The 26164-nt window shown below is 71.4% G+C and carries 26 protein-coding genes; 11 read left to right on the top strand and 15 right to left on the bottom strand.

Going from position 1 to position 26164, the window contains the following annotated elements; all coding sequences use genetic code 11:
* Nucleotides 1-114: 114 nt before the first annotated feature.
* The 4 genes from ACZ4M3_RS31455 to ACZ4M3_RS31440 all read right to left on the bottom strand — a co-directional run bounded on the left by ACZ4M3_RS31455 (nt 115) and on the right by ACZ4M3_RS31440 (nt 4216).
* Nucleotides 115-1593: an FAD-dependent monooxygenase gene (locus tag ACZ4M3_RS31455; protein WP_467738405.1), complete on the bottom strand. Its 1479-nt coding sequence runs from the start codon at nt 1591-1593 to the stop codon at nt 115-117.
* Nucleotides 1590-2792 (bottom strand): MAB_1171c family putative transporter, encoded by a 1203-nt coding sequence (locus ACZ4M3_RS31450; RefSeq protein ID WP_467738403.1) that lies wholly within the window; start codon nt 2790-2792, stop codon nt 1590-1592. The genes ACZ4M3_RS31455 and ACZ4M3_RS31450 overlap by 4 nt, the downstream gene beginning before the upstream one ends.
* A 318-nt stretch (nt 2793-3110) precedes the next feature.
* Entirely contained in the window at nt 3111-3452 is a 342-nt protein-coding gene (locus ACZ4M3_RS31445) for a hypothetical protein (protein WP_467738401.1), read from the bottom strand.
* Nucleotides 3453-3637: 185 nt separating this feature from the next.
* Nucleotides 3638-4216 (bottom strand): helix-turn-helix transcriptional regulator, encoded by a 579-nt coding sequence (locus ACZ4M3_RS31440; protein ID WP_467738399.1) that lies wholly within the window; start codon nt 4214-4216, stop codon nt 3638-3640.
* 547 nt (nt 4217-4763) lie between these two features.
* Here ACZ4M3_RS31440 and ACZ4M3_RS31435 point away from each other — a divergent pair.
* The 4 genes from ACZ4M3_RS31435 to ACZ4M3_RS31420 all read left to right on the top strand — a co-directional run bounded on the left by ACZ4M3_RS31435 (nt 4764) and on the right by ACZ4M3_RS31420 (nt 6934).
* Nucleotides 4764-5033: a hypothetical protein gene (locus ACZ4M3_RS31435; protein WP_467738397.1), complete on the top strand. Its 270-nt coding sequence runs from the start codon at nt 4764-4766 to the stop codon at nt 5031-5033.
* 143 nt (nt 5034-5176) lie between these two features.
* Entirely contained in the window at nt 5177-5656 is a 480-nt protein-coding gene (locus ACZ4M3_RS31430; protein ID WP_467738395.1) for a hypothetical protein, read from the top strand.
* A 63-nt stretch (nt 5657-5719) separates the two neighbouring features.
* Nucleotides 5720-6433 (top strand): hypothetical protein, encoded by a 714-nt coding sequence (locus tag ACZ4M3_RS31425; protein WP_467738393.1) that lies wholly within the window; start codon nt 5720-5722, stop codon nt 6431-6433.
* A 147-nt stretch (nt 6434-6580) separates the two neighbouring features.
* On the top strand, nt 6581-6934 hold the full coding sequence (locus tag ACZ4M3_RS31420) for a hypothetical protein (RefSeq protein WP_467738391.1): 354 nt from the start codon (nt 6581-6583) through the stop codon (nt 6932-6934).
* A 76-nt stretch (nt 6935-7010) separates the two neighbouring features.
* Here the strand turns inward: ACZ4M3_RS31420 and ACZ4M3_RS31415 are convergent, their stop codons facing one another.
* The 4 genes from ACZ4M3_RS31415 to ACZ4M3_RS31400 form a co-directional block, all read right to left on the bottom strand.
* Nucleotides 7011-7622: a hypothetical protein gene (locus ACZ4M3_RS31415; protein WP_467738390.1), complete on the bottom strand. Its 612-nt coding sequence runs from the start codon at nt 7620-7622 to the stop codon at nt 7011-7013.
* Nucleotides 7619-8788 (bottom strand): MAB_1171c family putative transporter, encoded by a 1170-nt coding sequence (locus ACZ4M3_RS31410; RefSeq protein WP_467738388.1) that lies wholly within the window; start codon nt 8786-8788, stop codon nt 7619-7621. Before ACZ4M3_RS31410 ends, ACZ4M3_RS31415 begins: the two co-directional genes overlap by 4 nt.
* Nucleotides 8785-9477 (bottom strand): hypothetical protein, encoded by a 693-nt coding sequence (locus ACZ4M3_RS31405; protein ID WP_467738386.1) that lies wholly within the window; start codon nt 9475-9477, stop codon nt 8785-8787. Before ACZ4M3_RS31405 ends, ACZ4M3_RS31410 begins: the two co-directional genes overlap by 4 nt.
* Nucleotides 9478-9605: 128 nt before the next feature.
* Nucleotides 9606-10145 carry an XRE family transcriptional regulator gene (locus tag ACZ4M3_RS31400; protein WP_467738384.1) on the bottom strand — a complete coding sequence of 180 codons (540 nt, stop codon included), beginning with the start codon at nt 10143-10145 and terminating at the stop codon, nt 9606-9608.
* 495 nt (nt 10146-10640) lie between these two features.
* Between ACZ4M3_RS31400 and ACZ4M3_RS31395 the strand changes: the two genes are divergently transcribed.
* Nucleotides 10641-11258 (top strand): TetR/AcrR family transcriptional regulator, encoded by a 618-nt coding sequence (locus ACZ4M3_RS31395; RefSeq protein WP_467738382.1) that lies wholly within the window; start codon nt 10641-10643, stop codon nt 11256-11258.
* On the top strand, nt 11255-12163 hold the full coding sequence (locus ACZ4M3_RS31390; protein WP_467738380.1) for an SDR family oxidoreductase: 909 nt from the start codon (nt 11255-11257) through the stop codon (nt 12161-12163). The genes ACZ4M3_RS31395 and ACZ4M3_RS31390 overlap by 4 nt, the downstream gene beginning before the upstream one ends.
* A gap of 18 nt (nt 12164-12181) precedes the next feature.
* On the opposite strand, the gene ACZ4M3_RS31385 is transcribed toward ACZ4M3_RS31390, so the two are convergent.
* Nucleotides 12182-12964, bottom strand: coding sequence for a thioesterase II family protein (locus ACZ4M3_RS31385; RefSeq protein ID WP_467738378.1), 783 nt, complete (start codon nt 12962-12964; stop codon nt 12182-12184).
* A 220-nt stretch (nt 12965-13184) separates the two neighbouring features.
* On the opposite strand from ACZ4M3_RS31385, the gene ACZ4M3_RS31380 reads away from it, so the two are divergent.
* The 3 genes from ACZ4M3_RS31380 to ACZ4M3_RS31370 all read left to right on the top strand — a co-directional run bounded on the left by ACZ4M3_RS31380 (nt 13185) and on the right by ACZ4M3_RS31370 (nt 16904).
* Nucleotides 13185-13694 (top strand): winged helix-turn-helix domain-containing protein, encoded by a 510-nt coding sequence (locus tag ACZ4M3_RS31380; RefSeq protein WP_467738376.1) that lies wholly within the window; start codon nt 13185-13187, stop codon nt 13692-13694.
* Nucleotides 13695-13875: 181 nt separating this feature from the next.
* Nucleotides 13876-15417, top strand: a complete 1542-nt coding sequence (locus ACZ4M3_RS31375) for an FAD-binding oxidoreductase (RefSeq protein WP_467738374.1) — start codon at nt 13876-13878, stop codon at nt 15415-15417.
* A gap of 35 nt (nt 15418-15452) precedes the next feature.
* Nucleotides 15453-16904: an MFS transporter gene (locus ACZ4M3_RS31370; RefSeq protein ID WP_467738372.1), complete on the top strand. Its 1452-nt coding sequence runs from the start codon at nt 15453-15455 to the stop codon at nt 16902-16904.
* Nucleotides 16905-17021: 117 nt separating this feature from the next.
* Here the strand turns inward: ACZ4M3_RS31370 and ACZ4M3_RS31365 are convergent, their stop codons facing one another.
* The 5 genes from ACZ4M3_RS31365 to ACZ4M3_RS31345 form a co-directional block, all read right to left on the bottom strand.
* A complete protein-coding gene (locus ACZ4M3_RS31365; RefSeq protein WP_467738370.1) occupies nt 17022-19487 on the bottom strand; it encodes an excinuclease ABC subunit UvrA in 2466 nt (821 codons plus the stop codon).
* A gap of 63 nt (nt 19488-19550) precedes the next feature.
* Entirely contained in the window at nt 19551-21116 is a 1566-nt protein-coding gene (locus ACZ4M3_RS31360) for an FAD-dependent monooxygenase (protein ID WP_467738368.1), read from the bottom strand.
* A 55-nt stretch (nt 21117-21171) separates the two neighbouring features.
* Nucleotides 21172-21771, bottom strand: coding sequence for a class I SAM-dependent methyltransferase (locus ACZ4M3_RS31355; protein ID WP_467738366.1), 600 nt, complete (start codon nt 21769-21771; stop codon nt 21172-21174).
* Between the two features lie 150 nt (nt 21772-21921).
* Nucleotides 21922-22404, bottom strand: a complete 483-nt coding sequence (locus ACZ4M3_RS31350; protein WP_467738364.1) for a hypothetical protein — start codon at nt 22402-22404, stop codon at nt 21922-21924.
* The gene (locus ACZ4M3_RS31345) at nt 22401-22796 is read right to left on the bottom strand and encodes a pyridoxamine 5'-phosphate oxidase family protein (protein ID WP_467738362.1); all 396 of its coding nucleotides are present in this window, start codon (nt 22794-22796) and stop codon (nt 22401-22403) included. Before ACZ4M3_RS31345 ends, ACZ4M3_RS31350 begins: the two co-directional genes overlap by 4 nt.
* Nucleotides 22797-23082: 286 nt before the next feature.
* Here ACZ4M3_RS31345 and ACZ4M3_RS31340 point away from each other — a divergent pair, with 286 nt between their 5' ends.
* Together ACZ4M3_RS31340 and ACZ4M3_RS31335 are read left to right on the top strand one after the other, a co-directional pair.
* On the top strand, nt 23083-24270 hold the full coding sequence (locus ACZ4M3_RS31340; RefSeq protein WP_467738360.1) for a cytochrome P450: 1188 nt from the start codon (nt 23083-23085) through the stop codon (nt 24268-24270).
* Nucleotides 24271-24273: 3 nt separating this feature from the next.
* The gene (locus ACZ4M3_RS31335; RefSeq protein WP_467738358.1) at nt 24274-24507 is read left to right on the top strand and encodes a ferredoxin; all 234 of its coding nucleotides are present in this window, start codon (nt 24274-24276) and stop codon (nt 24505-24507) included.
* A gap of 68 nt (nt 24508-24575) precedes the next feature.
* Here the strand turns inward: ACZ4M3_RS31335 and ACZ4M3_RS31330 are convergent, their stop codons facing one another.
* Nucleotides 24576-26087, bottom strand: coding sequence for an FAD-binding oxidoreductase (locus ACZ4M3_RS31330; RefSeq protein WP_467738356.1), 1512 nt, complete (start codon nt 26085-26087; stop codon nt 24576-24578).
* Nucleotides 26088-26164: the final 77 nt, after the last annotated feature.

Raw genomic sequence — 26164 nt, 5'->3', positions numbered from 1 at the left:
CGGAGGGAGGAGGTGGTCAGAGGGGCCCCTGACTTACCCGATCACTAGACCACGGAAACGGCAGTTGGGGCAACGAAACGATCGTTTCATGAGACCGGCAGGCGGAAGTGCCGCTCAGGCCGGCACCGGCGGCTCCGGCCTCTGGTGCCCCGGGCGCTCCGCCGGCGCGGCCGCCCCGGCCGGCCGCAGGGGTGGCCGGTCCAGTACCTGCCGTTCACCCGGCGTCAGCTGGGGCCCGTCGAGCAGCGCCGTACGGGGCCCGAGCGCGGCGGCCAGAAGGACGTCGGGGAGTCCCAGGATGTGCGCCGGCCTGCGCATCGTCATCACGTCGGTGAGTTTCCTGACGACCAGAGCGTTGCCGATGGCGGTGTGGTTGAGGCGGTGGACGTACCGGGCCGTCAGACGGTCCACCAGCGTCGGTTTCCGGCCCAGGGTGCCGGGATAGAACCGGTCCTGGCCGACCGCCAGCATCCAGGCCGCCGCGGCCGGCCGGGTGATCGCGCGCTGGGCCTTCGACCCGAATCCCGGCGAGAGCACGGACGTACGCCGGGTCAGGTCCCGCAGGGCGAGTGCACCGAGGGCCGCGGCGGACATGCCGTGACCGTAGAGGGGGTTGAGGCTGGTGGCCGCGTCCCCCAGGACGATGAACCCCCCGGGCAGTTTCGCCCGCTCGAAATGGCGCCTCCTGTTCGCGGTGCGGGTGAAGAGGGAGACCTCGCTCGCCGGCTCGGCCCGCGAGAGGAGTTCTGCCACGAGGGGATGACGTACGCGGCGGGCGAATTCCTCGAACAGGTCCTCACCCGCCGGGGGCTCGCCCCCGCGGGTGCCCGAGAGGCTGACGTGCCACTGTCCGTTCTCGATGGAGATGATCGTGGCGAAGAGTCCCGGCCGGCCCTCGCGCGGGTCGGCGGGTATGTGGATCACCGGCCAGCCGGCCCCGGCCCCTTCCGGCGCCCAGTACCTGCGGCTCGCGTAGCGCACCCCCGCATCGACGACGGTCTCCCGCACCTGCGGGCCGCCGATCTCCCGCAGCCACTGGGTGCTCTTCGAACCGCGGCCGGTCGCGTCCACGACGAGATCGGCCGGAACGAGGTGCCGCTCGCCCTGGGCGTCGCGCAGGGCCACGCCCATGACCCGCGCCGCGTCGCCTGCCAGGCCGCAGACCTTCGCGCCGGTGCGCAGCCGGACGTTCGGCAACTGCAGCACGCGCCTGCGTACGGCCCAGTCGATGAGGTTCCGGCTGGCCCCGATCAGGTAGTGGGTGTCGGGCCATGACCGGCGGTACCAGCCCGCCGGGGAGAAGGAGACCATGCCGTTGGGGACCGGGATCCGATGGGCGCCGGCGGCGAGCCACTCGTCCGTCACCCCCGGCAGCAGCTCCTCCATGGCATCGGCCCCACCGGCCCACAGCATGTGCGCGTGGTCGGCCTGCGGGAGCCTCGGCCGCGGCGAGGGTGCGGCGGGAAGCACTGCGTCGTGCTCCAGGACGAGGACTTCGCGTACGTGGGGCGCGAGGGCCGCGGCGGCGAGGGTGCCGGCCAGACCACCACCGAGGACGACCACGCGGGCGGCGGACGAAGGGAGCTCTGTCATCGAGTGCTGCTTTCTGCGAGGGCAGACTGCCGGAACGAGCGGACGGTAGCCGAGCCGGCCAACGCGAGCGACATCCGTACCAGGCCTCGGGCACTGTTCGGCGGGACCAGGACCGGCCGCGTCGTCCGCGCCGCGGCCGGTGACGATCCCGGCTGAGCCCTTTTCCAGGCCACGACGGCGCTCGCCAGGGCCGCGGCATCGGCTACGGCCGCGGCTTCCTGCGGCGACCGGCCGGCCTCCAGCTCCGCGCGCAGCGCCTGGTCCCGCAGTCCGGCATTCGGGTACGGGTTGACCGCGAGAATCCCGTCGTGGATGTCCGACTCGCGCTGGGTGAGCCGGACGTCCATGGGGGTCCAGCGCCCGGCCGACAGATCGATGCTGTGCTTCGTCGCCACCCGGAGTTCCTCGTGGAGGGGGTGCAGGAGGCGATACCTGCGCCGCATCCGCCATTGCTTCGTGACGTGCTGTGAGATCAGTGGCAGGACGAAGCCGGCCGCCATCAGCAGTGCGGACACGGAGGCGAGGGCCGGGGCCGGCTGGATGCTGAGCACGCTCCAGTCTCGTCCCGCCCAGCGGGCCCCCACCGCGGTCAGCTCGGCCGTGTCGTAGCACGGATTGAGTACGTAGCCGACGGCGATGAGCAGGAGTCCGGCGCGCAGCCCCCCGTGGACTTCACGAGCCCATCTCCAGCTCAGAGCCGTCATCGTCAGCGCCGCGGTGGTGTGAGCCGCGATGTGGAGCAGGATCACCTCTCGGATGTACGGCGTGTTCGCGCAGTAGGTGTCCAGGTCGCGCAGGCGCTCCACGGGGGCGTCGCCCAGGAGGAACAGGGTGTTGATGGCCGCGATCACGGCGAGCGTGACCACGGTGCACAGACGGGAGCGCCGCCGGGTCCGCGCAGAGTTCTCCGGGGCGTTGTTCCAGCGCAGAATGAGGCCGATGTTGGCGCCGGAGAAGGCCGTGAGCAGCGAGAAGGCGAGCGGTGCGGCGGCGTTGGGGATGCCGGTCAGCTTGTTGACGGCGATCAGGGTCGGGATGGCGGTGGATCCGAAGACGGCGGTGGCCAGCGCCGGCAGGGCGCACACGGACCGCATGAGCTCGTCGCGCGGATCGCGCCGCAGCGCGAGCAGTTTCGGCAGTGTGGCCAGGAGCAGCACTGCCCCGGCCATGTAGCAGCCCGGGCCGGTCGAATCGTTCACCGGGTGCACTGCCGCAGGACGAAGCAGGTCGCCGCGCAGGCTCGGTCTTGCAGGAGCCGGTCCTGCCGGGCGGCCTCGGGCTTGCTCATGACTGTGGTTTCCTCAGGGACGGTGCAGGCTGCCGATGCGGTGTCCGGTCCTTGCCCGCCCGCAAGGCCGCGCTGCGGGCGGTGGACAGGGATGGTCGGGTGAGCGGCAGCCGCGGCACGATCGTACGCGGCGTCTGTGCGGCCGCATCAGGGTGCAGGGGCGGTGGGGGCCTTCGACGGCATCGCCGGCCAGGGCCGCCCGCCGGCAAGTGACGGGCCGAAACCCGCATCAGGCTTCGGAGGCACCGAGAGAGGCCTGGATCCTCGCGGCCGTTCCTTCCAGGATGCGCTGGTCGGGATCGTGCTCCACGTGGCGCCGCAGAGGCCGAGCCAGCAGCCGGCCGAACTCCTCGGCCTCGGCCTCCTCACCGGGCACCGCGCGGGTGCGTGCGGCGACGTGCCTGACGGCAGCTTCCAGCTCCGCGTCGGCCACAACGCCGTTCAGGAACCGTGCGGCGACCCGGGCCTCCAGGGCGTGCTCGCCGCGGTGTCCCTGCAGCACGTGCCAGATCTCATGGCCGGGAACGACGAGGGAGTGGAAGTCGCTCGTGTTCTTCACGACGGCGATCACGGACGATCCGTACAGGGCGGCCGCGGCGCTTCGTGAGGTATCCGGCCAGCCTGTGGAACAGCTGGTCCACGTCGGAGGGGACGGGCTCGCCGAGGTCTGCTTCCGACTCCCCGTACAGCCGGTCCATCTGCTGGTCCGGACGCTGCCGGCATCGCCTGCTCCGCATGCGGCCCACCGGACCGCGCTCAGTCCTCCTGCTGGTCGTCAAGGATGACCTCCAAGAGCGCATGCATGTTGGCCAAGGTCTCCGGGGCACTGCGGAACGCCACTTTCCGCAGTGCGTACCTTTCTTTGAGTGCCTTGAGCCCGGCCAGCTGCTGGGCCTGTACGCGCTCCAGCTTCTGCCTGAACGCACGGTCCAGGGCCTGCGAGGGGGTAGCGGTCAAGAAGCCGCGCGGGACGTGGAAGAAGTCCTCGAGCCGGGCGGCGTGCTCCAGCTTGGGCACGGCCCGGCCCTTCAGCAGCTCGCCCACCCACTGGGGCGTCACCCCCGCTCCTTCGGCGATCTCCGTCTGCGTGTACTGCGCCCCGTCGTGGCGCAGCCGGGTGTGGCGCAGGAATGTCAGCCGCTCGACCACCTGGTCCAGGAAGCCGGTCTGGGCTATCGGCCTCCTGCCGAGCCCGGCTCGCACGACGCCGACCGGCAGGCCCGTCTCCCACGAGATCGCCTCCGCGTCGAGGATCTCGTCCCAGTCGAGATCCGCTTCCTCGATCAGCTGCTCCAGCAGCGTCAGGCTGTCGAGATGGGGACTGGGGACGGTCACGGATGCTCCCGGCGGTTGGCGGCGTGTTTCCCGGGTGACGCACTGGATGCTTGCGCGTCCGCCACTAGAGCAGATCCATGATCCTGCACACAAGACGAAAGGATGGTTGCACGCCGGCGTGGGGCCAACGCCCGGTGTGGTGCTCGGAATCGCCAGGGTGCCAGGGGCCTTCCGGGCTCGTGCGCTGCCCTGCGGCGCGAAGACACGCCAGCGCACGAAACACTGTTTTCGTGATGTGAAACGGTTGTTGACGTCTGGGGGACGTGCGCACCAGGATCGCGCCGAAGCGGGGGGCTGCCGTCCGGCCAAGCCGTGCCCTGGGCCCGTGGCCTTGATGCGCGACGAATCGGGTCAGTGGTCTATCGGCCCAGCGGCCCGTCGAGAGGGCACCGCTGAGGTGGGGGGAAACCAATGGCAGTCATCCGTATGGGCAAGGCGCTGCGCACCAGCCTCGTCGCCGTTGCGCTGGCGGCCGGGCTCGTCGCGCCGGCCTCGGCTCAGGCGGCGCCGGCCGTCGAGCGTGGCACCTCGTACAACGCCCGGCGAGGTGGCGCGCAGCAAGAACGCCGTACTGAAGCTCCAGTCCGACGGGAATCTGGTACTGGAGCACGTGTCCGGCGGGGTCCTGTGGGACACCGGCACGTACGGGAACCCGGGCGCGACCGTGGCGTTCCAGCAGGACGGCAACCTGGTCGTGTACTCCGCCGCCGGCAAGGCCCTGTGGGCCGCCGGTTCGTACGGCAACCCGGACGCCCGCCTTGACCTGCAGTCCGACGGCAACCTGGTCGTCTACCGGCAGGACGGCCGGGCCGCGTGAAGCACCGCCAGGTGGATGGTCGACACGGTGGTGAACCCGACCTGACAGATCGGCTCCGGAAACTGGACCTGGAGCCCCGACGCGATCCTCGCCATGGAGCAGACCGGCAAGCTCAGCATCCGCGACCGCAACACCCTCCAGGAGTGCTGGTCCACCAGCACCTGGGGGCCGGGCGCGTACGCCCGGATGCAGGCGGACGTCGCCCCTGGCAGCAGCAGGGCTGGGCGAGCGCCGCGAAGACCCCGGCCATCCAGGACACCTTCACCTTCGCCACCCGGGCCGACGCCGACCGCGCCCGTCAGGCCCTGAGCACCCAGCTCGACGGATGCCAGGCCGCCCTGCGTGACGCGCAGAGCAAGCAGGGAACTGCCGCCGACGCCACGTCATCCCGTACCGCCACCCACCAGACGGCAGCCGCCTGGCAGTACCAGTGGACCGCAGTGCCGGGCATGTCGGCCCCGGGCCCGCAGACCCACCACGTGTACCTCGCCGGAGACGGCGTGGTGCTCACCGTCCTCCAGTACAGCGACCTGGCCTCGGCCGGACAGGGCAACTCCGCCACGCCCGCCTCCGACGCCGACCTCCTGACCACGCTCGCCGGAAGCCTCGCCCTCCCTCGCTGAGCTCCGTCGCTCCGTCCAGCGCCTCGACTTCAAACGCCTCGACCTTCCCCAGGAGACATCACCATGCCCCGTTCCAAGCGCGCTCTCGCCTCCCTCGCGTCCCTGACCGTGCTCGCCGCCGCCGGCGCCGCCGTGACGCTCGCCGCTCCGGCCCAGGCCGCATCCTCGGTGGGTGGCACGATCACCCGTGGCGAGGTGATAGCCCGCGCCCAGAGCTGGGTCGACCAGGGGGTGGCGTACAACCAGGGCGCCTACCACTCGGACTCCAACGGCTCGTACCGGGAGGACTGTTCCGGCTACGTGTCCATGGCCTGGCACCTGAGCTCCAGCCTGACCACGTGGACCCTGCCGGACGTGTCCACCAAGATCAGCTTCTCGCAGCTCAAGCCGGGTGACGCGATGGACTACACCGATGCGCACACCTTCCTCTTCGCCGGCTGGACCAACCAGTCCACGGGGGCCTTCACCTACTACGCCGAGAGCAACCCCAACAACCCGACGCACGGCCCGACCTCGGCCAACATCAACAGCTCGTCCCTGGAAGGCTGGCCGACCGGCTACTACGACGCGGTGCGTTACAACAACATCGTCGACGACGCGGCTCCGGCGCCGGTGATGGCGCGGACGGTGGGCGCCGACTTCAACGGTGACGGCAAGCAGGACATCGCGGGTATCGACGCGAACAGCAACCTGAAGCTGCACACGGGCGACGGTGCGGGCACCGTGGGCGGTGGCAGCGACATGCTGGGCAGCACCGGCCTCTGGTCCGGCTTCTGATCGATCCGGTCGAACCGCCTGGCGCGTGGTCCGTAGGCCCAACGGGTGGCGGAGAAACCTTTCAGGTCGGTGTCCGCAGGTGGGCGCGGGGTGGACGGGATAGGGGTGGAGGAGATGTCAGCGTCTATCCACGAAGCGAGAACTTCCGTGCGTCTTCGACACGCCCTTGTCGCCGCCTGCGGCGCCCTTGCCCTCACCGCCGTCCTGGCCGTGCCCGCCCAGGCGGCCACCGGGGACTTCGGCTACAAGTTCGCCGGCCTGAACGGCGAACCGCTGATGGCTGCCCTCCACGACCCGGCGAGCGAGGTCTGCGTCACCCTCCCGGAGGTGACCGACCCGGCCTCCTCCGAGCCCGCCTTCGCCCCGCACAACGACACCGACGAATCGGCGCTGGTGTTCACCGGGGCCGACTGCACGGGTGACTCCTTCCGGCTGCGCCCCCACGGCCGGCCGGCCTCGGACCGGCTGAAGCTGCGTTCGGTCGTCTTCACGAAGGTCTGAGGCGCCGCCGGCGGATGCCGGAAGGCCCCGGGCTCCCTTCTTGGGGAGGCCGGGGCCTTGGGCGTACCGGGGGGGGTCAGCGGATGGAGAGGAAGACCGGGACCGCGGTGGCGACGCCGACGATGGTGCCGACGAGGACCTGGGCGAGGGTGTGGTCGCGCAGTTCGACGCGGGACCAGCCGACCAGCGCGACGAGGGGGTAGCCGACGAGCGCCCAGGGGCCGTAGGCGAGGGCGGTCATGGCGATGGCGCCGGAGGAGACCGCGGTGTGGACGGAGACCTTCCAGACGGTGGTGATGGCCAGGATGGCGACCAGCGCCACGAGCATCGCGGCGATCAGGGCGATCATCTCGCGGGGTGCGCCGAGGGTGACCATGAGGGTGATGCAGGCGGCGACGGACACCATGATGCCGGGGATGACCAGCAGGCGGTCCTGGCGGCGGCGGACGTGGCGGTCGCCCCAGTGGCCGCGGCGTTCGCCCCACTTGATGAAGAGGATCGGGATGACGCCGCAGAACAGGGCGGCGAGCAGGCCCCAGCCGATGCCGGTGAGGCGGTCGGCGTGCCAGCCCGTCAGCAGGGTGACGGCGATGATCCAGTTCTTCGGTTCGAGGCCGTCGGTGATCAGGCGGGCGGCGCGGGATTCGGCGGCCGCCTCCTGCGGAGGGGCGGGTGCGGTGTGGGTCATGCGGACTCCTGGGCGGGCGCGGTGAGGAAGGTGGCTGCGGTCGGGGAGTGGTAGGCGGCGCTGATCAGCAGGAGCCGGTGGAGCTCGGCGGGGAAGTCGACGTCCTCCAGTGCGGTGCCGTGGCCGCGGGCGGGGTCGGCGACCGGGGCGGCGCCGCGCAGTTTCGCGGCGCGGGCGGCGCGCAGCCACAGTGCTTCGGCCATGGCCTCGCGTTCCTCACCGTGCAGGCCGGCCTGCTCGGCGGCGCGGTCGGCGCGGTCCCGGACGGTGGCGGAGACGTACGGCATCAGGCTCAGGCTGGCGTCGCGTATCTCGATGACGGTGCGGTGCAGGTGGACGCGGATGCCGTGGCGGTGCGGGGTGGGGAGGGTGATGTCGGGGACGGCCTCGGTCAGTGAGGTCCACAGGGGGCGTAGCCGCCGGCCGGCCCGCCAGTGTCCGGCCGTGCGGGCGAGGACGCCCGCGGCGGGGAGGGAGTTGCCGATGATGATCAGCCCGATGGCGAGGTATTCGACGAGGTCGGCGGTGCGCTGGATCGTTTCCTCGTCGGCGAGGGGACCGTCGCTGAACTGCCGGGTCAGCAGGGCGGCGATGCGGATGGCGGCGTAGACGACGCCGACGGCGGTGCCGATGCCGAGGAGGCGCAGCCCGTTGCGCAGGGAGCGGGCCCCGGCGTGGCGGGCGTAGGCGAGGAAGAGCCAGGTGGACAGGCCCATGGCCAGGCCCAGGTAGGCGGTGAAGGTGAGCAGGTAGGCGGTGGCCGCGGGGGTGCCGGCGTAGGCCTCGTAGAAGTTCTCCACCCGGGTGGGCTGGTCGACCTGGGCGAAGAGGACGCCCATGAGGAGCATGACGGCGAGCGCGAGGAGCAGGTGGGGCAGCCGGGTGCGCCGGACCAGCTGGGGGCGGGCCATGGAGAAGACGAAGTCGAGGATGGCGCCGCAGGCGACGATGCCGACCGCGTGTTTGGCCGGTACGGAGATGTTGTTGATCCCGGTGGAGGTGTCCAGGAGGCTGGGGACGGGCGGCATGGCGAGGGTGGTCGCCAGGGCGAGGCCGGTGAAGGCCAGCCACAGGGAGCGCTGTCGGGGGACGCGGATCGCGGAGGGCAGGCGCCACAACGCCACCGCCCACAGCATGACCATGATGGTGATCTTGAGGATGCTCATCGGTTCCGGTGGGTGCGTGCGGGGTGGGCGAAGGCGTCGTGCAGACGGTGGATGACGTCGGCGGCGCCGTCGGAGGTCGAGCGGTCCTCGTCGCGGCTGATGCGTTCCAGGACGAGGGTGGCCAGGGTCTCGGCGTCCTTCTCCTGGTCGGAGTCGAACTTGGTGCGGCCGAGGAGGCTGAGGATGCGGCTGCCGGACAGTTCGAGTTCGTCGTCGCCGGGCCGGGGAGCGGCCGCGGTGGCCCGGAGCCGTTCGGCCTCGGCCCGCATGAGCCGGGCGACCATGGTGTGCTCGTCGAGGCCTTCGACCGCGGGGGCGGTCATGTCGAGGAGCCGTTCGAAGTGGGCGGCCGCGGCGGCGAGTTCGTCGGCGGTGGCGTCGTGGGGGACGTCGAACTGCGGGGCGACGTGGCCGAGGAGCATGTGGGAGATCTCGTGCAGGATGATCTGTACGCGCAGCAGGTCGGAGGCGCTCTGGTCGTAGAAGACCAGGTCGGCGGTGTCGAGTCCGATCCAGATGCCGCAGGGGAGGTCCGGCTGGGGCGGCCCTTCGAGGGGCAGCAGGAGCAGCGGGCGGCCGCGCTGTTCGGCGATGTGCGCGCAGAAGGACGGCAGGTCGAAGGGGTGCGGTATGTGCAGTCGGTCCGCTATCGCGACACAGGGATCGGCCGGTCGCCTGCGCCATCTCATATCGCGTTCCATTCCGGCCCGGGTGTCGTCCGGGCTGACTTCGTGCGGGGTGCGCCACTGCAGTGGCATCCGGTCACAACGGTCGTATACATGGTCGAACTCTGCGCTGCCCACGGTGCGGCGGCCGGCTAGGGGCGGGAGGGCCGGTCGTGGCCGGCGGCGGGTGTCCGGTCCGGGGTCCGGTCGACCCGGGGCAGGCCCTCGGCCTGGCGGGCGCCGTCGACGATGGAGGTGATGCCGCGCAGGGCGGCGGCCGACAGGCCCTTCAGCCGGAAGGCGACGGCCTTGACCTGCTTGTCCTCCAGGGCGTCGGCGAGTTCGCGGCCGGCTTCCGCCCGGTCGGCGCCTTCGCGGAGTTGCCTGATGCGGGCGTCGGTGCGGGCGGCGACCTCGTCGTCGAGGAAGTACTTGGCTCCGACGCCGAAGAACTTGCCGAGGGCGCGCAGCGTGTCCACGCTGGGGTTGGTGACCTTGCCCTTGTGGAGGCTGTGGATGGTGCCGTGGGAGACGGTCGGATCGTCGGGGCCGGCCTGCTCCCGGATGGAGTCGGCGATCTCCTGGTACGTGTACGGGCCGCGGTCCTTGGGATGCAGGGTGCGGATCAGGTGATCGAGCCGGTGGGCGATGGGGCCCTGGCCCTGCTCGCCCGCGCTGTTGTTCTCACCCATCGCGGCACTCCTCGGTACTCACCGATTCAGCGGTCACTGTTGCGGTGTCGTGTGTCATCTCTACTCGACTGGATGCCGGCCGGGGCCGGCCCGTCAACAATCTAACCGACTTGACAGGGGCGGTCGGCCGCCGCGTATGTTTCAGCGAGGTCATCTAGTCAACTGGAGGCGTGCCTGCGGGCGCGGGCATCTACTTGACTGGAGCACACCGTGGGGCCGGAGCGGCCGCAATGGGGCACGGGGGTGTCCGTTGCGGCCGGCTCCTCCCGAGCGGGCGGGGGCGCGGGCCGAGTGGCCGCGGCCGGACGCCGACGCCGCCACCGCCGTTTCGTCCCGGTCGGCGCCCTTCCCGGTCGGAGCCCCTGCCTTCCTGCCCCTGCCCCCCACCCGTGCCCCTGCTCCTGCCCCTGCTTCGCGCTGCCGTTTTGCCGTGGCACGGCCGTTGCTGCTTTAATAAATGCGCAGGCATTTATTAATCCTGGAGCGGAGGAAGCCGTGGTAGGACGCCCCCGAGGGGTCGATGACGCCTTCATCCTGCGCGCCACGGCAGAGGTGATCGGCAGGGTCGGTCCGGCCGGTCTCACGCTTGCGGCCGTGGCGCGCGAGGTGGGCCTCGTACCGGGCACCCTCGTGCAGCGGTTCGGCTCCAAACGGGGCCTGCTGCTGGCGCTCGCGCAGCAGTCCGCCAGGGAGGCGGAAGCCCTGCACGAGCGGCGGGGCGACGGGTACGACAGCCCGCTGAAGGCCGTGCGGGAGCTGGCCGTGGCCTCCATGGCCCCGATGACCACCCCCGAGGTCTTCGCCAACCACTTGGCGTTCCTGTGCATGGACCTGACGGACCCGCAGCTCCACGAACACGCCCTCGCCATCCACCGCGCCCAGGGCAAGGCGTACGAGTCGTTGGTCTCGGCGGCGGTCGAAGCCGGCGAACTGCGGGCGGGCACCGATCCCGCGGCGCTGGCCGGCTCGATCCAGACGGTCGTGGCCGGCGCGGGCCTGACCTGGGCCCTGGACCGCCTGGGCACGCTGGCCGACCGGATCGAGCGCGAGGTCGCCGCGGCCCTCGCTTCCCACATCACGCCGCAGGGCGACACCGACACGGAGGAATCATGACCGACAGCCGGAAGCTCACCGGCAAGGTGGCTCTCGTCGCCGGAGGTACCCGCGGCGGCGGACGCGGCATCGCCGTGGAACTCGGCGCCGCGGGGGCGACGGTGTACGTCACCGGCCGCAGCAGCTCGGCCGGCCGCTCGGAACTCGGCCGCCCGGAGACGATCGAGGAGACGGCGCGGCAGGTCACCGCCGCCGGCGGCCTGGGCATCCCCGTCCGCACCGACCACAGTGATCCCGAGCAGGTCCAGGCGCTGGTCGGCCGGATCGACGCCGAACGGGGCGGACAGCTGGACATCCTGGTCAACTGCGTCTGGGGCGGGGATCCGCTGACGGACTGGAACCGGCCGCTGTGGGAACAGCACCTCGATACCGGTCTGCGGCTGCTGAGGCAGGCCGTCGAGACCCACGTGATCACCAGCCGGTACGCGCTCCCCCTGATGGTCGCCCGCCGCAGCGGCCTGGTCGTGGAGGTCACGGACGGCAACACCGCCCGCTACCGCGGGTCCTTCTTCTACGACGTCGCGAAGTCGACGGTGATTCGCCTCGCCTTCGCGCAGGCCGCCGAGCTGAAGGAGCACGGGGTGGCCGCCGTCGCACTCACCCCGGGCTTCCTGCGCTCGGAGGCCCTGCTCGAACACTTCGGCGTCACCGAGGCCAACTGGCGCGACGGCGTGGCCAGGGACCCGGACTTCGCGCATTCCGAGACGCCCGCCTACCTGGGCCGGGCGGTCGCCGCGCTGGCGGCCGACCCGGACGTGATGGCGAAGACGGGCCGGGCGCTGGCGACCTGGGGGCTGTACCAGGAGTACGGCTTCACCGACGCCGACGGCAGCCGGCCCGACTTCGGCGCGCACTGGGCCAAGGACTTGGCACCGCGCCTGGGTCCCCTCGGCGACCCGCTGTAGTTCGTCCTCCGGTGCCCGTCAGTGCGGGCCGTCCGGGCGGCGCATCCGCCGGGCGATCCGGATGTCCCCGGTGATCCGGCGGATCAGCCCTGACGGGTCGGGCCGGAAGTAGAAGTGGCCTCCCTCGAACAGGTGCATCCCGATCAGGTGCCCGGCACGACCCGCCCAGGCGGCCAGCCGCTCGCGCGGCACGCCCGCGTCCTGCGCGCCCCCGAAGACCGAGACGGCGGTGCGCGCAACGGCCGTCGGGCCGGGCCGCCAGTTCTCGGCCAACCGCAGGTCCGCGCGGATCAGCGGCTCGAACAACTGCCACATGGCGGGGTCGTCGAGGACCTGCCGGGGCGTGCCGCCCAGGGCCGCCAGTTCTTGGCGCAGGTCCTCGTCCGCCAGCCTGTGGCGCGGCACACCGCCCTCCCCGTACGTGGGCACGCCGTGGCCGGACAGGCCCACCCACACCGGCGGGGTGCGCCCCGCCGCACTCAGCCGCACCGCCAGCTCGTACGCGATCAAGGCGCCCATGCTGTGCCCGAACAGGGCGTAGTCGCCGTCCAGTTCCGGTCCGAGCGTACGCAGGAAGTGGTCCGCGAGGGCTGCCGCATCGGTGTACGGGGGCTGCGCCATCAGCCGGCCGTGGCCCGGCGCGTCCGGCAGCCGCACGTCCCAGCGGGCCGGAAAGAGGCCGGGCCAGTCCCGGTAGGAGAGATGGGAGCCGCCTGCGTGGTGCAGGACGAACAACCGAACTTCGTCGGCCTCGGCGGCCGGCTGCGGCCCGGCGGTCGTACGGCTTGGCGTGACGCGCATGAGACTCCCGTCGTACGGTCCGGCCGGCGTTTCGGCACCGGAGACGCTAACGGCCGTCGCCGCCTCCCGCAGGCCTTTCCGAGCGAGCCTCAAGCCTCTCGCGGAAGAACGCTCAAGGCCGGACGGAGCCCCGGCATGGGGCCGATCCTCCGTGGCTACTGTGCAGAGACCGTTGATTCGGAGCCACACCGTCGCCACCACAGAGGGAGGGCTTTCAGCTGTGCTCGACACACTTGAGACCAAAGTGGAATTGATCCGGTGGCCAGTGGAGTCGGCGCGCCGGGAGGCCTGCCGTGACCAGGGAGTGATGCGGCTGCTGGTCCTGGAGGCGGGGGTCGAGGCCCCGGTCTGTACGGACATCCGCGAGGACTGGGTGCGCACTCCGATCAGCAAGAGCGATCTGCGCGCCCGGATCGACTCCCTGCGCGTCAAGGGCAGCTCCGATCACCTTCCGGCGGTGGACCCGAACGGTGTGCTGCGCTTCCGCCGGATGTCGGCGGTCCTCTCACCGACCGAGACCGACCTGGTGAGCCGCCTTGCCGAATCGTTTGCCCAGGTCGTCTCCCGGGAGATGCTGCTGGAAGTGCTCTCCCGTAGCTCACAGCCCAGCCGCAATGCCCTGGACTTGCACATCATGCGCATCCGCCGCCGGGTCGCGCCGCTCGGCCTCGGCCTGCGCACCGTGTGGGGGCGCGGCTACGTCCTGGAACCGGCCGATGAGCCGGCCTGAGGACCGGGCCGGGCTCAGGCACCTCCTGCCGCGTGGCGGGTTCCGCTCGGCGGTCTTTCAGCACTCCGACAGGTTCGCGGAGGAACGGAGCATTTCGGGATCACAATCGCTGCCGATGTGAATGCGGAAGGTACCGCTTCATGTCCCCACCCACGCGACAAGTCCTACCAGGGGGAGAACCATGCTCAAGCGCCGAACCGTCATGCGGATGAGTGCCGGAGCGGCAGCCGGTGCGATCGGCGGCTCCATGGTCGCGAGTGTGGCCTCGGCCGCGACGGTGGACCCGGTGGTCCGCCGGGCGGCCGGCATCGACTGGAGCAGACTGAGCAACAACCTGTCAGGTGACCTGGTGCTGCCCAGCGACGCCCGGTACGAGCAGGCCAGCCGGCTGGCCATCGGACAGTTCGACGCGATCCGCCCGCAGGCCGTCGCGTACTGCGAGAGCGAACAGGACGTGCGCACGGCGCTCGCCTTCGCCCAGGACAACACGCTGCGCCTGGTGCCGCGCAGCGGCGGCCACAGCTTCGGCGGCTACTCCACGACGACCGGACTGGTGCTGGACGTCTCCCGCCTCAACTCGGTCCGGCTGACGTCCGACACCGTCGTGATGGGCCCCGGCGTCCAGCAGGTCGACGCGCTCACCCAGCTGGCGCCGCGCGGCGTGTCCGTCGCGAGCGGGCTCTGCCCGGGCGTCTGCCCGGGCGGCTTCGTCCAGGGCGGCGGGCTGGGATGGCAGACCCGCAAGTTCGGGATGGCGGCCGACCGCCTCGTCTCGGCCCGGGTCGTGCTCGCCGACGGCCGCCGCGTCACCGCGTCCGCCACCGAGAACTGCGACCTGTTCTGGGCCCTGCGTGGGGGCGGCGGCGGCAACTTCGGTGTGGTGACCAGCTTCGAGATCAAGCCCACCCAGGTGCCGTCCATCGTGAACTTCAACCTCACCTGGCCGTGGGAAGCCGCGCAGAAGGTCATCGCGGCGTGGCAGCGCTGGGTCATCGGCGGCTCCCGTGACCTCGGGGCCGGCCTCGGCGTGCAGTGGCTGGACGCCGGTACCGGCCGTCCCGAGCTGCTGGTCTACGGCGGCTGGCTCGGCCGCCCCGACCAGTTCACCGCTGTGCTCGACGGCTTCGTCCGCGACGCCGGCAGCGCCCCCACCACCCGCTCCGTCGAGGAGCAGCCGTACCAGAAGGCAATGATGTCGTACTACGGCTGCGCGGACCTGACGCCGGACCAGTGCCACACCGTCGGCTACTCCCCCGAGGCAGCGGTCCCCCGTACGAACTTCGCCGTCGACCGAAGCCGGCTGTTCTCCAAGGCCATCCCCGCCTCCGGCATCGACGAGGCACTTGAGGCCTTCGTCGCCAACCCGCGCGCGGGACAGTTCCGCTTCCTCAGCTTCTTCGCCCTGGGCGGCGCGGCCAAGGACCCCGCCAGGACCGACACCGCCTTCGTGCACCGTGACACCGAGTTCTACGCCGGGTACTCGCTGGGCCTCAACGAGGCGAAGTACACGCCCGAGGACGAGGCGGCGGGCCGGGCTTGGGCGGACGCCGGGTTCCGTGCCATCGACCCGTACTCGAACCACGAGAGCTACCAGAACTTCATCGACCCCTCCCTGACCGACTGGAAGACGGCCTACTACGGCGAGAACTACGCGCGGCTGGCCACGGTCAAGCGCAAGTACGACCAGCACCGGGTCTTCTCCTTCGCACAGGGAATCGCCTGATCCCCCAGCAAGTTCCCAACCGAGAGGTGAAACACATGGTCGCCGACAAGAGCGCCACAAGCGCCAAGGCGGGAAAGACCCTTCTCACGCTGCTCTGTCTGGCCCAGTTCATGCTGATCCTGGACGTCGCGGTGGTGGCGGTCGCCGTCCCGTCGATGCAGTCGCAGCTGGACATCTCAGCGGCCAACATCCAATGGGTCAGCACCGCCTACGGCCTCGCCTTCGGTGGGTTCCTGGTTGCTTCGGGCCGCGCGGCGGACCTGTTCGGGCCCAAGCGGATCCTGCTCGCCGGTCTGGCCCTGTTCACCGTCGCCTCGGGGCTCTGCGGTCTCGCGCCCAATGAGCTGACGCTGTTCGTGGCCCGCGCGGTGCAGGGCTTCGGCGCCGCACTGGTATCGCCGGCGGCGCTGTCGCTGGTGACCACCAGCTTCGGGGAGGGCGAGGAGCGCAACAAGGCGCTCGGTCTGTGGGGTGCCGTTTCCTCCGGCGGCGCCATCGCGGGCCAGCTGCTGGGCGGTGTGCTCGCGGACCTCGCGGGCTGGCGGTCCATCTTCCTGATCAACGTGCCGCTTGGCCTGATCGTGATCGTGGCCGTGGCCCGCATGGTCCGCAAGGACAGCACGCGGGCCGTAGGACGCATCGACATGGCGGGCGCCGGGCTGCTCACCGCGGGCGTGGTGCTGCTCGTGACGGCCGTCTCGCAGGCCGCCGAACGCGGTCTGGGTGTTCCCGTGCTGGTCAGCGGGGTGCTCGGGGTGGTCCTGCTGGCGGTCTTCGTCGTACATGAGGGCCGGGTGGAGAACCCGGTGCTGCGCCTGTCGATGTTCGGCAACCCCAACGTCCGCTACGGCAACATGATCTGCATGCTGACCGCGGGCGGCGCAACGGTCTCGGTGTTCCTCGGCACGCTGTACATGCAGCAGGTCATCGGCATGAGCCCGATGATGGCGGGGCTGGGATTCGCCCCGGTCACCCTGCTCATCCTGGGCGTCTCGATGCGGATGGGCCCGCTGGTGCAGAAGTTCGGCGTGAAGACGCTGCTGCTGGCCTCGGCCGCCCTGTTCGCGGTCGGTTCGCTGCTGATGAGTTTCGTCACCGTCGACGGCTCGTACTGGGTTCAGGTCTTCCCGGGTCTCGCGATCGGCGGTGTGGGCGCGGCCCTCAGCTTCGCCCCCTCGATGATCCTGTGCACGACGGGCGTCCCCGACGAGGAGCAGGGGCTCGCCTCGGGTCTGCTCGGCACCTCGCAGCAGATCGGTGCGGCGCTCTTCCTGGCCATCCTGAGCGGTGTGACGGCCTCCGTGGCCGCGTCCTCCGGCGGTGACACGCCCGAGGCGCTGACCGAGGGCTTCCAGGCCGGGTTCCTGTGGTCGCTGGCCATCCCGGTCCTCATCGTGCTGTGCCTGGTCGCCGTGCCCAAGAAGCAGGCCGCGCCGAAGGGCGACGAGCCGCAGCAGGAGCCGACGGAGCAGGGCCAGACGGTCTGATCCCGTCGCCGCGGCCGGCCGCGGGCCGGACAACGCACGACGCCCGGCCGGGGAACACCCCGGCCGGGCGTCGTGCGTTGTCCGCCACCGGGCGGCTCGCGCTGCCCGGGCCCGCTGTCAGCCGCGCCGCTCGCCGACCAGCCGGCGCAGGTGACCGGCCGTCGTCGTACCGCTCGCCCGGACCTGTTCGGGGGTGCCTTCGGCGACGACGCGGCCGCCGTGTTCGCCGGCTCCCGGGCCCATGTCCACCACCCAGTCCGCGCTGTCCGCCAGGTGCAGGTCGTGTTCGGCGACCAGCAGGGTGTGGCCCGCGGCGAGCAGGGCGTCGAACGCGCCCACCATGCGCTGCACGTCAGCCGGGTGCAGCCCGGTCAGGGGCTCGTCCAGCAGGACGACGCCGCCGCGGCCGCCCGTTCCGCCCCGGCGTATCGCCTCGGCCAGCTTGAGGCGCTGTGCCTCACCGCCCGACAGGTCGGTGGCGCTCTGGCCCAGCTGGAGGTAGCCCAGGCCGACCTGCTGCAGGGCGCGCAGCATGGCGGCCAGCGTGCGGGGTTCGCCGAAGAACTGCGCCGCCTCGTCGACGGTCAGGTCGAGCACCTGGTCGATGGCCAGGCCCTGGTAGGTGACCGAGAGGACCTCGCTGGTGAACCGGCGCCCGTCACAGACGTCGCAGGTCGCCCACACGTCCGGCAGGAAGTGCATGTTCACCAGCTTCTTGCCGTAGCCGGTGCACGTCTCGCAACGGCCCGCGGCCGCGTTGAAGGAGAAGGCGGAGGCACCCAGGCCCAGAGCGCGGGCCCGGTCGGTGGCGGCGTACAGCTTGCGGATGGCGTCGAAGGCCTTGGTGTAGGTGGCCGGGTTGGAGCGGGGGGTGCGGCCGATGGGGCTCTGGTCCACGCAGTCCACCCAGGCCACGGCGTCGATCCCGGTGATGGCGCCGACACCGGGGTGGGCGGCGCCGGTGAGCGCGGCGGTGAGCGCCGGGGCCAGGGCGTGGCCGAGCAGGCTGCTCTTGCCACTTCCGCTGACACCGGTGAAGCAGGTCAGCGCGTTGAGGGGGATGCGCAGCCCGTCCACCCGCACGGTGTGCGCCCGGATGTCCTTGACTTCGAGCCAGCCGCCGTCGCCGACCGCGGACCGGGTGCGGGTGATCCGCCGGCGGGTGCGGTCCATGTAGCGCCCCGTCGCCGAGTCGGGGTGCGCGGCGAGTTCGTGCGGGGGCCCGGAGAACATCACCCGGCCGCCGCCGCGGCCGGCGCCCGGGCCGAGGTCGATCACCCAGTCGGCCTGGGCCACGACGTCCGGGTCGTGCTCGACGAGCAGCACGGTGTTCCCGCGATCGCGCAGTCCCTCCAGGATGTCGCGCAGCTTCTGTTTGTCGGCGGGGTGCAGCCCGGACCCGAGTTCGTCGAGGACGAAGACGATGCCGGTCAACGACGTGCTCAACTGGGCTGCGGTGCGTGCCCGTTGGAGCTCACCGCCGGAGAGGGTGGGGGCGGTGCGGCCGAGGTCGAGGTGGCCGAGGCCCAGCCGCTCCAGCAGCCGCAGCCGGTTCGTCACCTCCGGCAGCAGCGCCTCGCCGATCTCGTGCTGGACGCCGGTGAGGAGCCCGGAGAGTTCGGCGGCCCACTGCTGCACCTCGTGCACCCGCAGCGTGGTCAGTTCCTGGTACGTGACGCCCGCGAGGGACACCGTACGGGCGGCCTCGCCGTAGCCGCTGCCGCCGCACTGCGGGCAGGGGACCTGGCGCATGTACGGCAGGTAGCGCTGCTTGGCGTTCTCGGTGCCGGCGGCGGCGAACAGCCGCTCGACCTCTGCCAGCGCGCCCCGCAGCGGCTGGTTGAGCTGGTAGACGATCTCGGCGTCGGAGTTCTTGTTGGGCACCTGGACGCTGACGCTGACGGGTTCGGTGCCCGTTCCGTGGATCAGGGCGTGCCGGAAGGCGTCGGGCAGCTCGCGCCAGGGGCGGGACAGGTCCGCGCCGTAACGTTCGGCCAGGAAGGGCACCGCCACCTGCTCCGGTGAGCGGAGCTTGTCGAACCAGGGTGAGCCGCCCGCCATCAGCGGCAGGTCGGGACGGGTGATGATCAGGTCGGGGTCGGCGTGGGGTACGCCCCCGGCGCCGTGGCAGGCGGGGCAGCCGCCCTCGGGGCTGTAGCGGCTGAAGTGGCCGCCGGAGAGCTCCGGTCCCTCGCCGGAGACCGCGGGCAGGCGGGAGTAGAGCAGCCCGAGGTAGGCATCGATGCCCGTCATCGTGGCGACCGTGGACCGCGAGTGGCGGCTCAGCCTGCGCTGGTCGACGGCGAGGGTGGCACCGAGGCCGTCGATGCGGTCCACCTGTGGGCGGTCCTTGGGGGTGATGTACTGGCGGACGAAGGGCGACAGGCCCTCCAGGTAGCGCAACTGGGCTTCCGCGTGCACCGTGTCGATCGCCAGCGAGGTCTTCCCGCTGCCGCTGACCCCGGTGAAGGCGACGATGCCGCCGCGCGGGATGTCGACGGTGACGTCCTGCAGGTTGTGCGTCCGGGCGCGCACCACCTTGATCCATTCCGTGTCGGCGTGCGGGAAGGGGCGTTGCGGCATGGCGTTTCCGCTCGTTCGGGGTGCAAGGGACGGTCTCCGGCCGGGGAGCTGCTGAAAATCGAATCACACCGCGGCGGGGACCGCGTCCGGTCCGGCCGACCGCTCCAGCGGCGCTCCAGCGGCTTGCGGCTCGCCGCACCAGTGGCGCAACGCGGCCCGCAGAGCGGGGGTGTTCCCGGCGTGTCCCGCCCAGGCGACGTAGCCGTCAGGGCGTACCAGCACCGCCTCGGGCAGGACCTTGCGCCCGGCGCGACCGACGTCCACCGCGCGGACCGCGGTGACCCGGGACGCCCAGCCGTTCTCGGCCACGTCGGCGCAGAAGCCGCCGTGGGACTGGTCGAGCAGGACGAAGCCGGCCCGGCGGAAGTGGGTGTACAGCCGGCTCTCCGCGCCGTCGCGCGAGCGCAGGGAGGCGTCGGGCATGCGGCGCCCGACCAGTTTGTGCGTGGCCGCGTCCGCAGCGCCGGGCAGCGGCCGGTAGCGCAGGGTCAGCCCGGACAGCTCTTCGAGCACCGAGTCCTGTACGGGGGCCAGGCCCATCAGGCGGGTGGTGAGGGCACGCAGGAGCCGGGCGCCCGGAGAGTTGGACACCTCGAACTTGTAGACCAGGTCGGTGCGGCGCAAGGTCGCGGCCGCGATGGGGCGGCGCTCTCGCTGATAGGTGTCGAGGAGGTGGGCCGGAGCCCAGCCGGACAGGTGGCCGGCGAGCTTCCATCCGAGGTTCATGGCGTCCTGGATGCCGGTCTGCAGGCCTTGTCCGCCGGAGGGGATGTGGGTGTGCGCCGCGTCGCCGGCCAGCAGTACCCGGCCGAGCCGGTAGCGGTCGCTGAGCCGCTGGTCGCTGCGGAAGCGCGACATCCACAGCGGGTCGTGGAGCCCGAAGTCGGTGCCGAGGATGGCCCGGCTGCTCTCGCGGAGCTCCTCGACGGTGACGGGCTCGTCCACCGGGGCCCCCATCCGCTCGTGGTCGAGCGCGATGAGGCGGAAGGTTCCGTCGCCGAACGGGAAGAGGACGACCATGCCGCGCTTGCCGGTGCGGGCGTACACCTGCGGGTCCGGCGGCGTGGCCAGACGGACGTCGGCCACGATGAGCGAGCTGTCGTACGAAGAGCCCTGGAAGGAGATGCCGGCGAGCCGGCGCACGGTGCTGTGCACCCCGTCGCAGCCGACCACGAAGTCGGCGTGCTCGGTGTACGGGCCGTCCGGGCCCTCGACCTCGACCTCGACGCCGTGCTCGTGCTGGCGCAGCCCGGTCACGGTCGAGCCGCGCTCGATGACGGCGCCGGAGTCCAGGGCCCAGGCGGCCAGCTGTTCCTCGGTGCGGCTCTGCGGGATGACGAGCATGTACGGGAAGGGGCTCTGGACGTGTCGGTAATCGAGCCAGCGCTTGCCGTCGCCGAGTGCGGCGTGCGCCCACGGCAGGCCTTGGGCCACGAACGAGTCGGCCCGCCCGCGCAGATCGAGGAGCTCGAGGGTACGGGGCAGCAGCCCGAAGGCCCTGGAGTGGGGCGAGGGGCTGGTGCGCTTGTCGAGTACACGGCAGGAAATCCCGGCCGTGGCGAGCTCGGCGGCGAGGGCGAGACCGGTCGGCCCCGCGCCGACGATCAGCACGGACGGGGAAGTGGGCATGGAATTCTCCTTGGTCCAACTCGTACGGGCGCGGATGCGGGCGGCGGCGGCCGGGTCAGCCGTTGCGGACCGCGTGGGTCACGACGAACGTGCCGGGCACGGTCTGCAGCCGTACGGGCGTGAGCCCGGCCCTGCGGACCAGGGCGCGCATCCCGTCGACGTCGTAGAGGCGGGGCAGCCGCCCCATCACCTTGAGCAGCAGGCCGAGCAGCAGCCCGGGCGGGGCGTGCTCGGCGATCAGTACGCAGCCGCCGGGGCGCAGTACCCGGTGCACCTCGCGCAGCCCCGCCACGGCGTCCGACCAGTGGCCGAAGGCGGTGGTGCTGAGGACCAGGTCGATGCTGGCGTCCGGCAGCGGCAGTTGTTCCGCGTGGCCGACCGTGAGTTCCGCTCCGGGCAGCCGCTTGCCGGCGATCTCCACCATGCGGTCGGCCGGATCGATGCCGTGCAGGCGCGCCCCGGGCCACCGGGACGCCGCCTCGTGCAGGAGCTTTCCGGTGCCGCAGCCGATGTCGAGCACGGTTTCGGGCCGCACGCCCGCTTCGACGGCCCAGTCGAGTACGACCTGGTGCGCCGTCTCGCAGTCCTTGCCGAACTTGGCGTCGTAGCGCGGGGCGATCCGGTTGAAGGTCTGCACGTGGCCGGGATCTGCCATGGTCCGCTCCAGCTCTCGGGTGCCGATGGGTGGCCCAGGCTAGGGCCGCCCGGAGGCGGCCGGGCCGGCGGGAACAGGTCGTTGAAAGGATCCCGGGCGAGCGGGGCGGCAGCCCGGGAATCCGCTCCGCGTCTCTGCCGTCCGGGGTCGTCAGAGCAGCTCGGCCCAGGCCCGGGCGCGTTCCTCGTTGTCGCTCCGGGCAGCCTCGGCGATCTGTTCCAGGGTCGCCCAGTCGATGTGCGCCGGGGCGGTCAGGTTCCGGCTCTCCAGGAACCGGGCCGTGTCGCGTTCGATCTTCTCCATGACCCCCGTCCAGCCCTCGGGCCCGAGGCCGGGACCCGGTATGACCTGGTGCGGGCTGAAGGACCAGCCGGCCGCGTGGGCGGCCAGCTCGCCGCGGACGGCCAGGGACTGGAGGGAGCCGAACTCCTCGTCGTGGCTGTGCCACAGCAGCCAGGCGGGCCCCGCGACGGCCGGTGTGCCGTCGGGCAGCGAGACCAGCATGAGGCCGGAGTCCCGGTCGTGCCGGGGCCGGCAGCGCAGGCTGAAGGGAAAGCCGTCGGTGTCGCGGAAGGAGAGCACCGGGCTGCTGAAGAGGTGCAGGTAGGTGTCGATGTCCTGCCAGACGCTCATGCCACCCGCTCCAGCCCGGTCGCCCCCATCGCGTCCTTGCGGAAGGCCCAGACCCGTTCCGGGGTCACGGTGATGCGCAAGCGCCAGTAGAAACTCGGGGGGAACTGCTCGCGTACCGCGGGGTCGAGCGTCTCGATCGCTCCGGCGGGCCGTTTGCGGAAGAGCTCGGCCCAGAAATCCTCGAGGCCCCGCACGGTCAGGATCTCCTCGGGGGCCGTGGCCCGCCCCTGGACCAGTACGGCCGGGGCGCTGCCGGGCAGCGCGCTGCCGGTGAAATCGGACATCAGCAGGCAGACGCGGTCGTCGCGGTTGATGTGTTCCACCTTGCGGGCCACCGAGATGCTGGAGCTGAGGACGAACTCGTTCTCCTCCGGCTTCCAGAGGAACGCCATGGGCCAGGTCACTGGTCGGCCGGCCTTGGACAAGGTGGAGAATTCGCAGGCACGTACACGGCGCAGAACGTGGTTCACGTCGCCGGAAATAGTGGCTGGCATGCTTCCTCGAAAGTGTTTGTCGATCCGGTCCGATGAGGTCGGGGACATGGCTACCAGCCACCTGCGGGCCCGTCAACGCATTGCACTCGGGCCCGGGTGGACCCTTTCGGAAATGACTCAAAGCCATTGAAAGATCCTGGAAAGGAATACGGCCGGCGGGTGAGCCCGGTGCTAGAGAAAGGGCATGACATCGACTCCCGCCCCGAGCTATCCCTTCCCTGCCGAACACCTCGACGAAGCCCCCGAGCTGAGCAGACTGCGCCAGGAGGAGCCCGTCTCCAAAGTGACCATGCCCTACGGCGGCGAGGCCTGGCTGGTGACGCGCATGACGGACGTGAAGGAGGTGCTCTCCGACCCGAGGTTCAGCCGTCAGCTGCAGACCGAAGCGGACCGCCCGCGGTTCTTCCCCGAACCGGTGGTCGAGGGCATAGGCATCATGGACCCGCCGGAGCAGACGCGGCTGCGCAAGCTGGTCGCCAAGGCGTTCACGGCCCGCCGGGTCCAGGAGTTCGAACCGCGGGTGCAGGCGATCGTCGACGAACTGCTCGACGCGATGGAGGCCAAGGGTGCCCCGGCCGATGTCTTCACCGACTTCTCCTGGCCACTGCCCGGCATCTCGATCTGCGAGTTCATGGGGGTCCCGTACGAGGACCGCGACCGCTTCATGCCGTTCTTCGACTCGGTGGTCTCCACGACGTCCAAGACGCCGGACGAGATCCGCCAGGCCATCGGCGACCTGCACGTGTACTTCAACGAGCTGATCGAGAAGCGTCGGGCCAACCCGACGGACGATCTCTTCACCGCCCTGATCCGGGCGCGCGACGAGGGTGACCGGCTGTCGGAGAAGGAGCTCATCGAGATGAGCTTCGGCCTGCTCGTCGCCGGCATGGAGACCACCGCGTCCCAGCTCGTCAACTTCCTCTACCTGCTGCTGCGCAACCCCGACCAGCTGGAGCTGCTGCGCGCCAAGCCCGAGCTGGTGCCGAACGCGGTCGAGGAGCTGCTGCGCTACGTACCGCTGCTCGCCGTCGACCAGCCCTCGGTCGCGCGCGAGGACGTCACTCTGGGCGGGGTGCTGATCCGGGCCGGCGAGACGGTGGTGCCGTCGATGAACTCCGCGAACCGCGACGCCGAGGTCTTCACGGACCCCCAGCGCATCGACGTCAGCCGGGAGCACAACCCGCACCTGGCCTTCAGCCACGGCGCGCACCACTGCGTGGGCGCCCAGCTGGCGCGGCTCGAACTGGTCACGGCGCTGCGCACCCTGCTGCGGCGCTTCCCCGACCTGCGCCAGGCGGTGCCGGACGGCGAACTGCGGTGGAAGGCCGGGGTCGTGCTGCGCGGCGTCGAGTCGCTGCCGGTGGAGTGGTGACCGGTGGCGGCAGAGAGCGAGTGGAGCGTGCGGGTCGACAGTGAGGCCTGCCTGATGTCGGGACTGTGCATGTCGTTGGCGCCGGACGTCTTCGGGGCGGACGACCACCGCTCGGTGGCGTTGACCGACCGGTCCGCGCCCGACGAGCGGTTGCTGGAGGCAGCCGGGTTCTGCCCGGCCGAGGCCATCACGATCAGGGACCTGGCCACCGGAGAGCCGGTGGAGGGCCTGGACTGAGACGCCGGGCGGGGCGGGCGGCGGAGGGCGGCGGACTTCTCGTCCGCCGCCCTCCGCCGTGTCCGGGTTCAGGTGATCGACTGGGCGAACCGGAAGAACCCCTTGGGGTCGTAAGTCCGCTTGACCGCCACCAGCCGACCGTAGTTGACCCCGTAATAGGCCTGCCGCCAGTCCGCCAGGTCCGGGTCGATGTAGTTCTGGTAGGCCTGACCGGAGGACCAGGGATGGACCCGGGCGTAGCTGCGGTCGATCCACTCCTGGCAGGCGCGCCGCCGGTCCGCCGGCAGCACCTCGCCGTCCGGGACGTCGACGCCGACCGACCAGCCCGCGTAGAACAGGGCGCTGCGGTGGACGTAGGCGGTGGCGGTCGGCGAGACGCGGTTGTGGGCGCCCCCGAGGCCCTGGAGGTCGTAGCTGCGGGCTTCGCCGGCATTGCGGGCGGCGGCGAAGGCCTCCAGGACGGCCTCGATGCCCGCCGCGTCCAGCGGCCTGTCGAAGAAGTTGCCGCGGGCCAGCGCGAACCCGTAGCGGGCGAGCTGTGCCTGCGGGTTGTGGCCGATGCGGTGGCACGCGGCCGGTTCGAGGGTGTCGCAGCCGAACCAGTGGCGCATGCCGAGGCGATAGGTGTCGGTACGCCGTTCGTCGGTCGAGGGGTCCGTGCCCACCGCGGCGACCAGCCGCTCCAGGAGCGGGCCGAGCTCGCCGGGCTGGCCGAGCCACACCCCGGAGACCGTGACGCCGGGGTCCACCCCGGGGTCGTCGCCGTACGTCGAGATGTTGAGCAGCGGCGTCAGGGGGTCCGGGGCGTCGGCGGTCCAACGCTGCCAGGCGGCGAGTACGGCGCGCACGGAGGCCCAGGTCCAGGTGAGGGTGAAGCTCGTCATGTCGGGGGCGGGCACCGGCTCGAAGTCGTACTCGGTGACGATGGCGAAGTTGCCGCCCCCGCCCCCGCGCAGGGCCCAGAAAAGGTCGGGGTGGCTGTGGGCGCTGCTCTCCACGATGCTCCCGTCGGCGAGGACGGCCTGGGCCCGCCGCATCCGGTCGCTCGCGACCCCGTGCATGCGGGTGAGGAAACCGAGGCCGCCGCCCAGCGCGAGACCGCCGATGGCGACGGTGGGGCACCAGCCGGTCGGCACTGCGACGCCGTGGCCGGCGAGCCCTTCCTCCAGGTCGATGAGCTGGCAGCCGGGCCCGATCCGGGCGACCGAACCGGCCAGGCCCACCGTGTTCATGCGGGACAGGTCGATGACCATTCCGGTCGTGGTGGAGTATCCGGCGAAGGAGTGGCCGCCGCTGCGGGCGACGGCCGGTATGCGGTGGCGGGCGGCGAACCGTACGGCTTCGGAGACGTCCTGCGCGGTGGTGCAGCGCACCACCGCTTGCGGCTTGACCGAGTCGAACTGTCGCAGTGCCAGTGTCCGGACGGTGTCGTACTGCGGATCGCCCGGCAGCACCACGGTGCCGTCGATGCCCCGTTGCAGGGCGGCCCACGGCGGCCCTCCTGCCGAAGCGGTGGCGACGGGCAGGAGCAGGCCCGCCGCCGAGGCCGCTCCTGTTCCGAGGAAAGCGCGGCGTTTCATACAGGTCTCCCTTGTCCGGACGGTCTCTCGTTCGGTTCCGACGGCCCAGAGTGTGGTGACGGAGTGTGTGCTGCGCG

The sequence above is a fragment of the Streptomyces sp. NPDC026522 genome, from assembly GCF_055567555.1.
Note: the sequence above shows the minus strand (reverse complement) of the source record. Positions and strands in the feature narration are given on the sequence as shown.

Excerpts from the sequence above, each read along its gene's own strand:
- ACZ4M3_RS31455 (WP_467738405.1), bottom strand. The coding sequence starts at position 1,593 with ATGACAGAGCTCCCTTCGTCCGCCGCCCGCGTGGTCGTCCTCGGTGGT.
- ACZ4M3_RS31425 (WP_467738393.1), top strand. The coding sequence starts at position 5,720 with ATGCCCCGTTCCAAGCGCGCTCTCGCCTCCCTCGCGTCCCTGACCGTG.
- ACZ4M3_RS31415 (WP_467738390.1), bottom strand. The coding sequence starts at position 7,622 with ATGACCCACACCGCACCCGCCCCTCCGCAGGAGGCGGCCGCCGAATCC.
- ACZ4M3_RS31410 (WP_467738388.1), bottom strand. The coding sequence starts at position 8,788 with ATGAGCATCCTCAAGATCACCATCATGGTCATGCTGTGGGCGGTGGCG.
- ACZ4M3_RS31405 (WP_467738386.1), bottom strand. The coding sequence starts at position 9,477 with ATGAGATGGCGCAGGCGACCGGCCGATCCCTGTGTCGCGATAGCGGAC.
- ACZ4M3_RS31400 (WP_467738384.1), bottom strand. The coding sequence starts at position 10,145 with ATGGGTGAGAACAACAGCGCGGGCGAGCAGGGCCAGGGCCCCATCGCC.
- ACZ4M3_RS31390 (WP_467738380.1), top strand. The coding sequence starts at position 11,255 with ATGACCGACAGCCGGAAGCTCACCGGCAAGGTGGCTCTCGTCGCCGGA.
- ACZ4M3_RS31385 (WP_467738378.1), bottom strand. The coding sequence starts at position 12,964 with ATGCGCGTCACGCCAAGCCGTACGACCGCCGGGCCGCAGCCGGCCGCC.
- ACZ4M3_RS31375 (WP_467738374.1), top strand. The coding sequence starts at position 13,876 with ATGCTCAAGCGCCGAACCGTCATGCGGATGAGTGCCGGAGCGGCAGCC.
- ACZ4M3_RS31370 (WP_467738372.1), top strand. The coding sequence starts at position 15,453 with ATGGTCGCCGACAAGAGCGCCACAAGCGCCAAGGCGGGAAAGACCCTT.
- ACZ4M3_RS31365 (WP_467738370.1), bottom strand. The coding sequence starts at position 19,487 with ATGCCGCAACGCCCCTTCCCGCACGCCGACACGGAATGGATCAAGGTG.
- ACZ4M3_RS31360 (WP_467738368.1), bottom strand. The coding sequence starts at position 21,116 with ATGCCCACTTCCCCGTCCGTGCTGATCGTCGGCGCGGGGCCGACCGGT.
- ACZ4M3_RS31355 (WP_467738366.1), bottom strand. The coding sequence starts at position 21,771 with ATGGCAGATCCCGGCCACGTGCAGACCTTCAACCGGATCGCCCCGCGC.
- ACZ4M3_RS31350 (WP_467738364.1), bottom strand. The coding sequence starts at position 22,404 with ATGAGCGTCTGGCAGGACATCGACACCTACCTGCACCTCTTCAGCAGC.
- ACZ4M3_RS31345 (WP_467738362.1), bottom strand. The coding sequence starts at position 22,796 with ATGGCGTTCCTCTGGAAGCCGGAGGAGAACGAGTTCGTCCTCAGCTCC.
- ACZ4M3_RS31340 (WP_467738360.1), top strand. The coding sequence starts at position 23,083 with ATGACATCGACTCCCGCCCCGAGCTATCCCTTCCCTGCCGAACACCTC.
- ACZ4M3_RS31330 (WP_467738356.1), bottom strand. The coding sequence starts at position 26,087 with ATGAAACGCCGCGCTTTCCTCGGAACAGGAGCGGCCTCGGCGGCGGGC.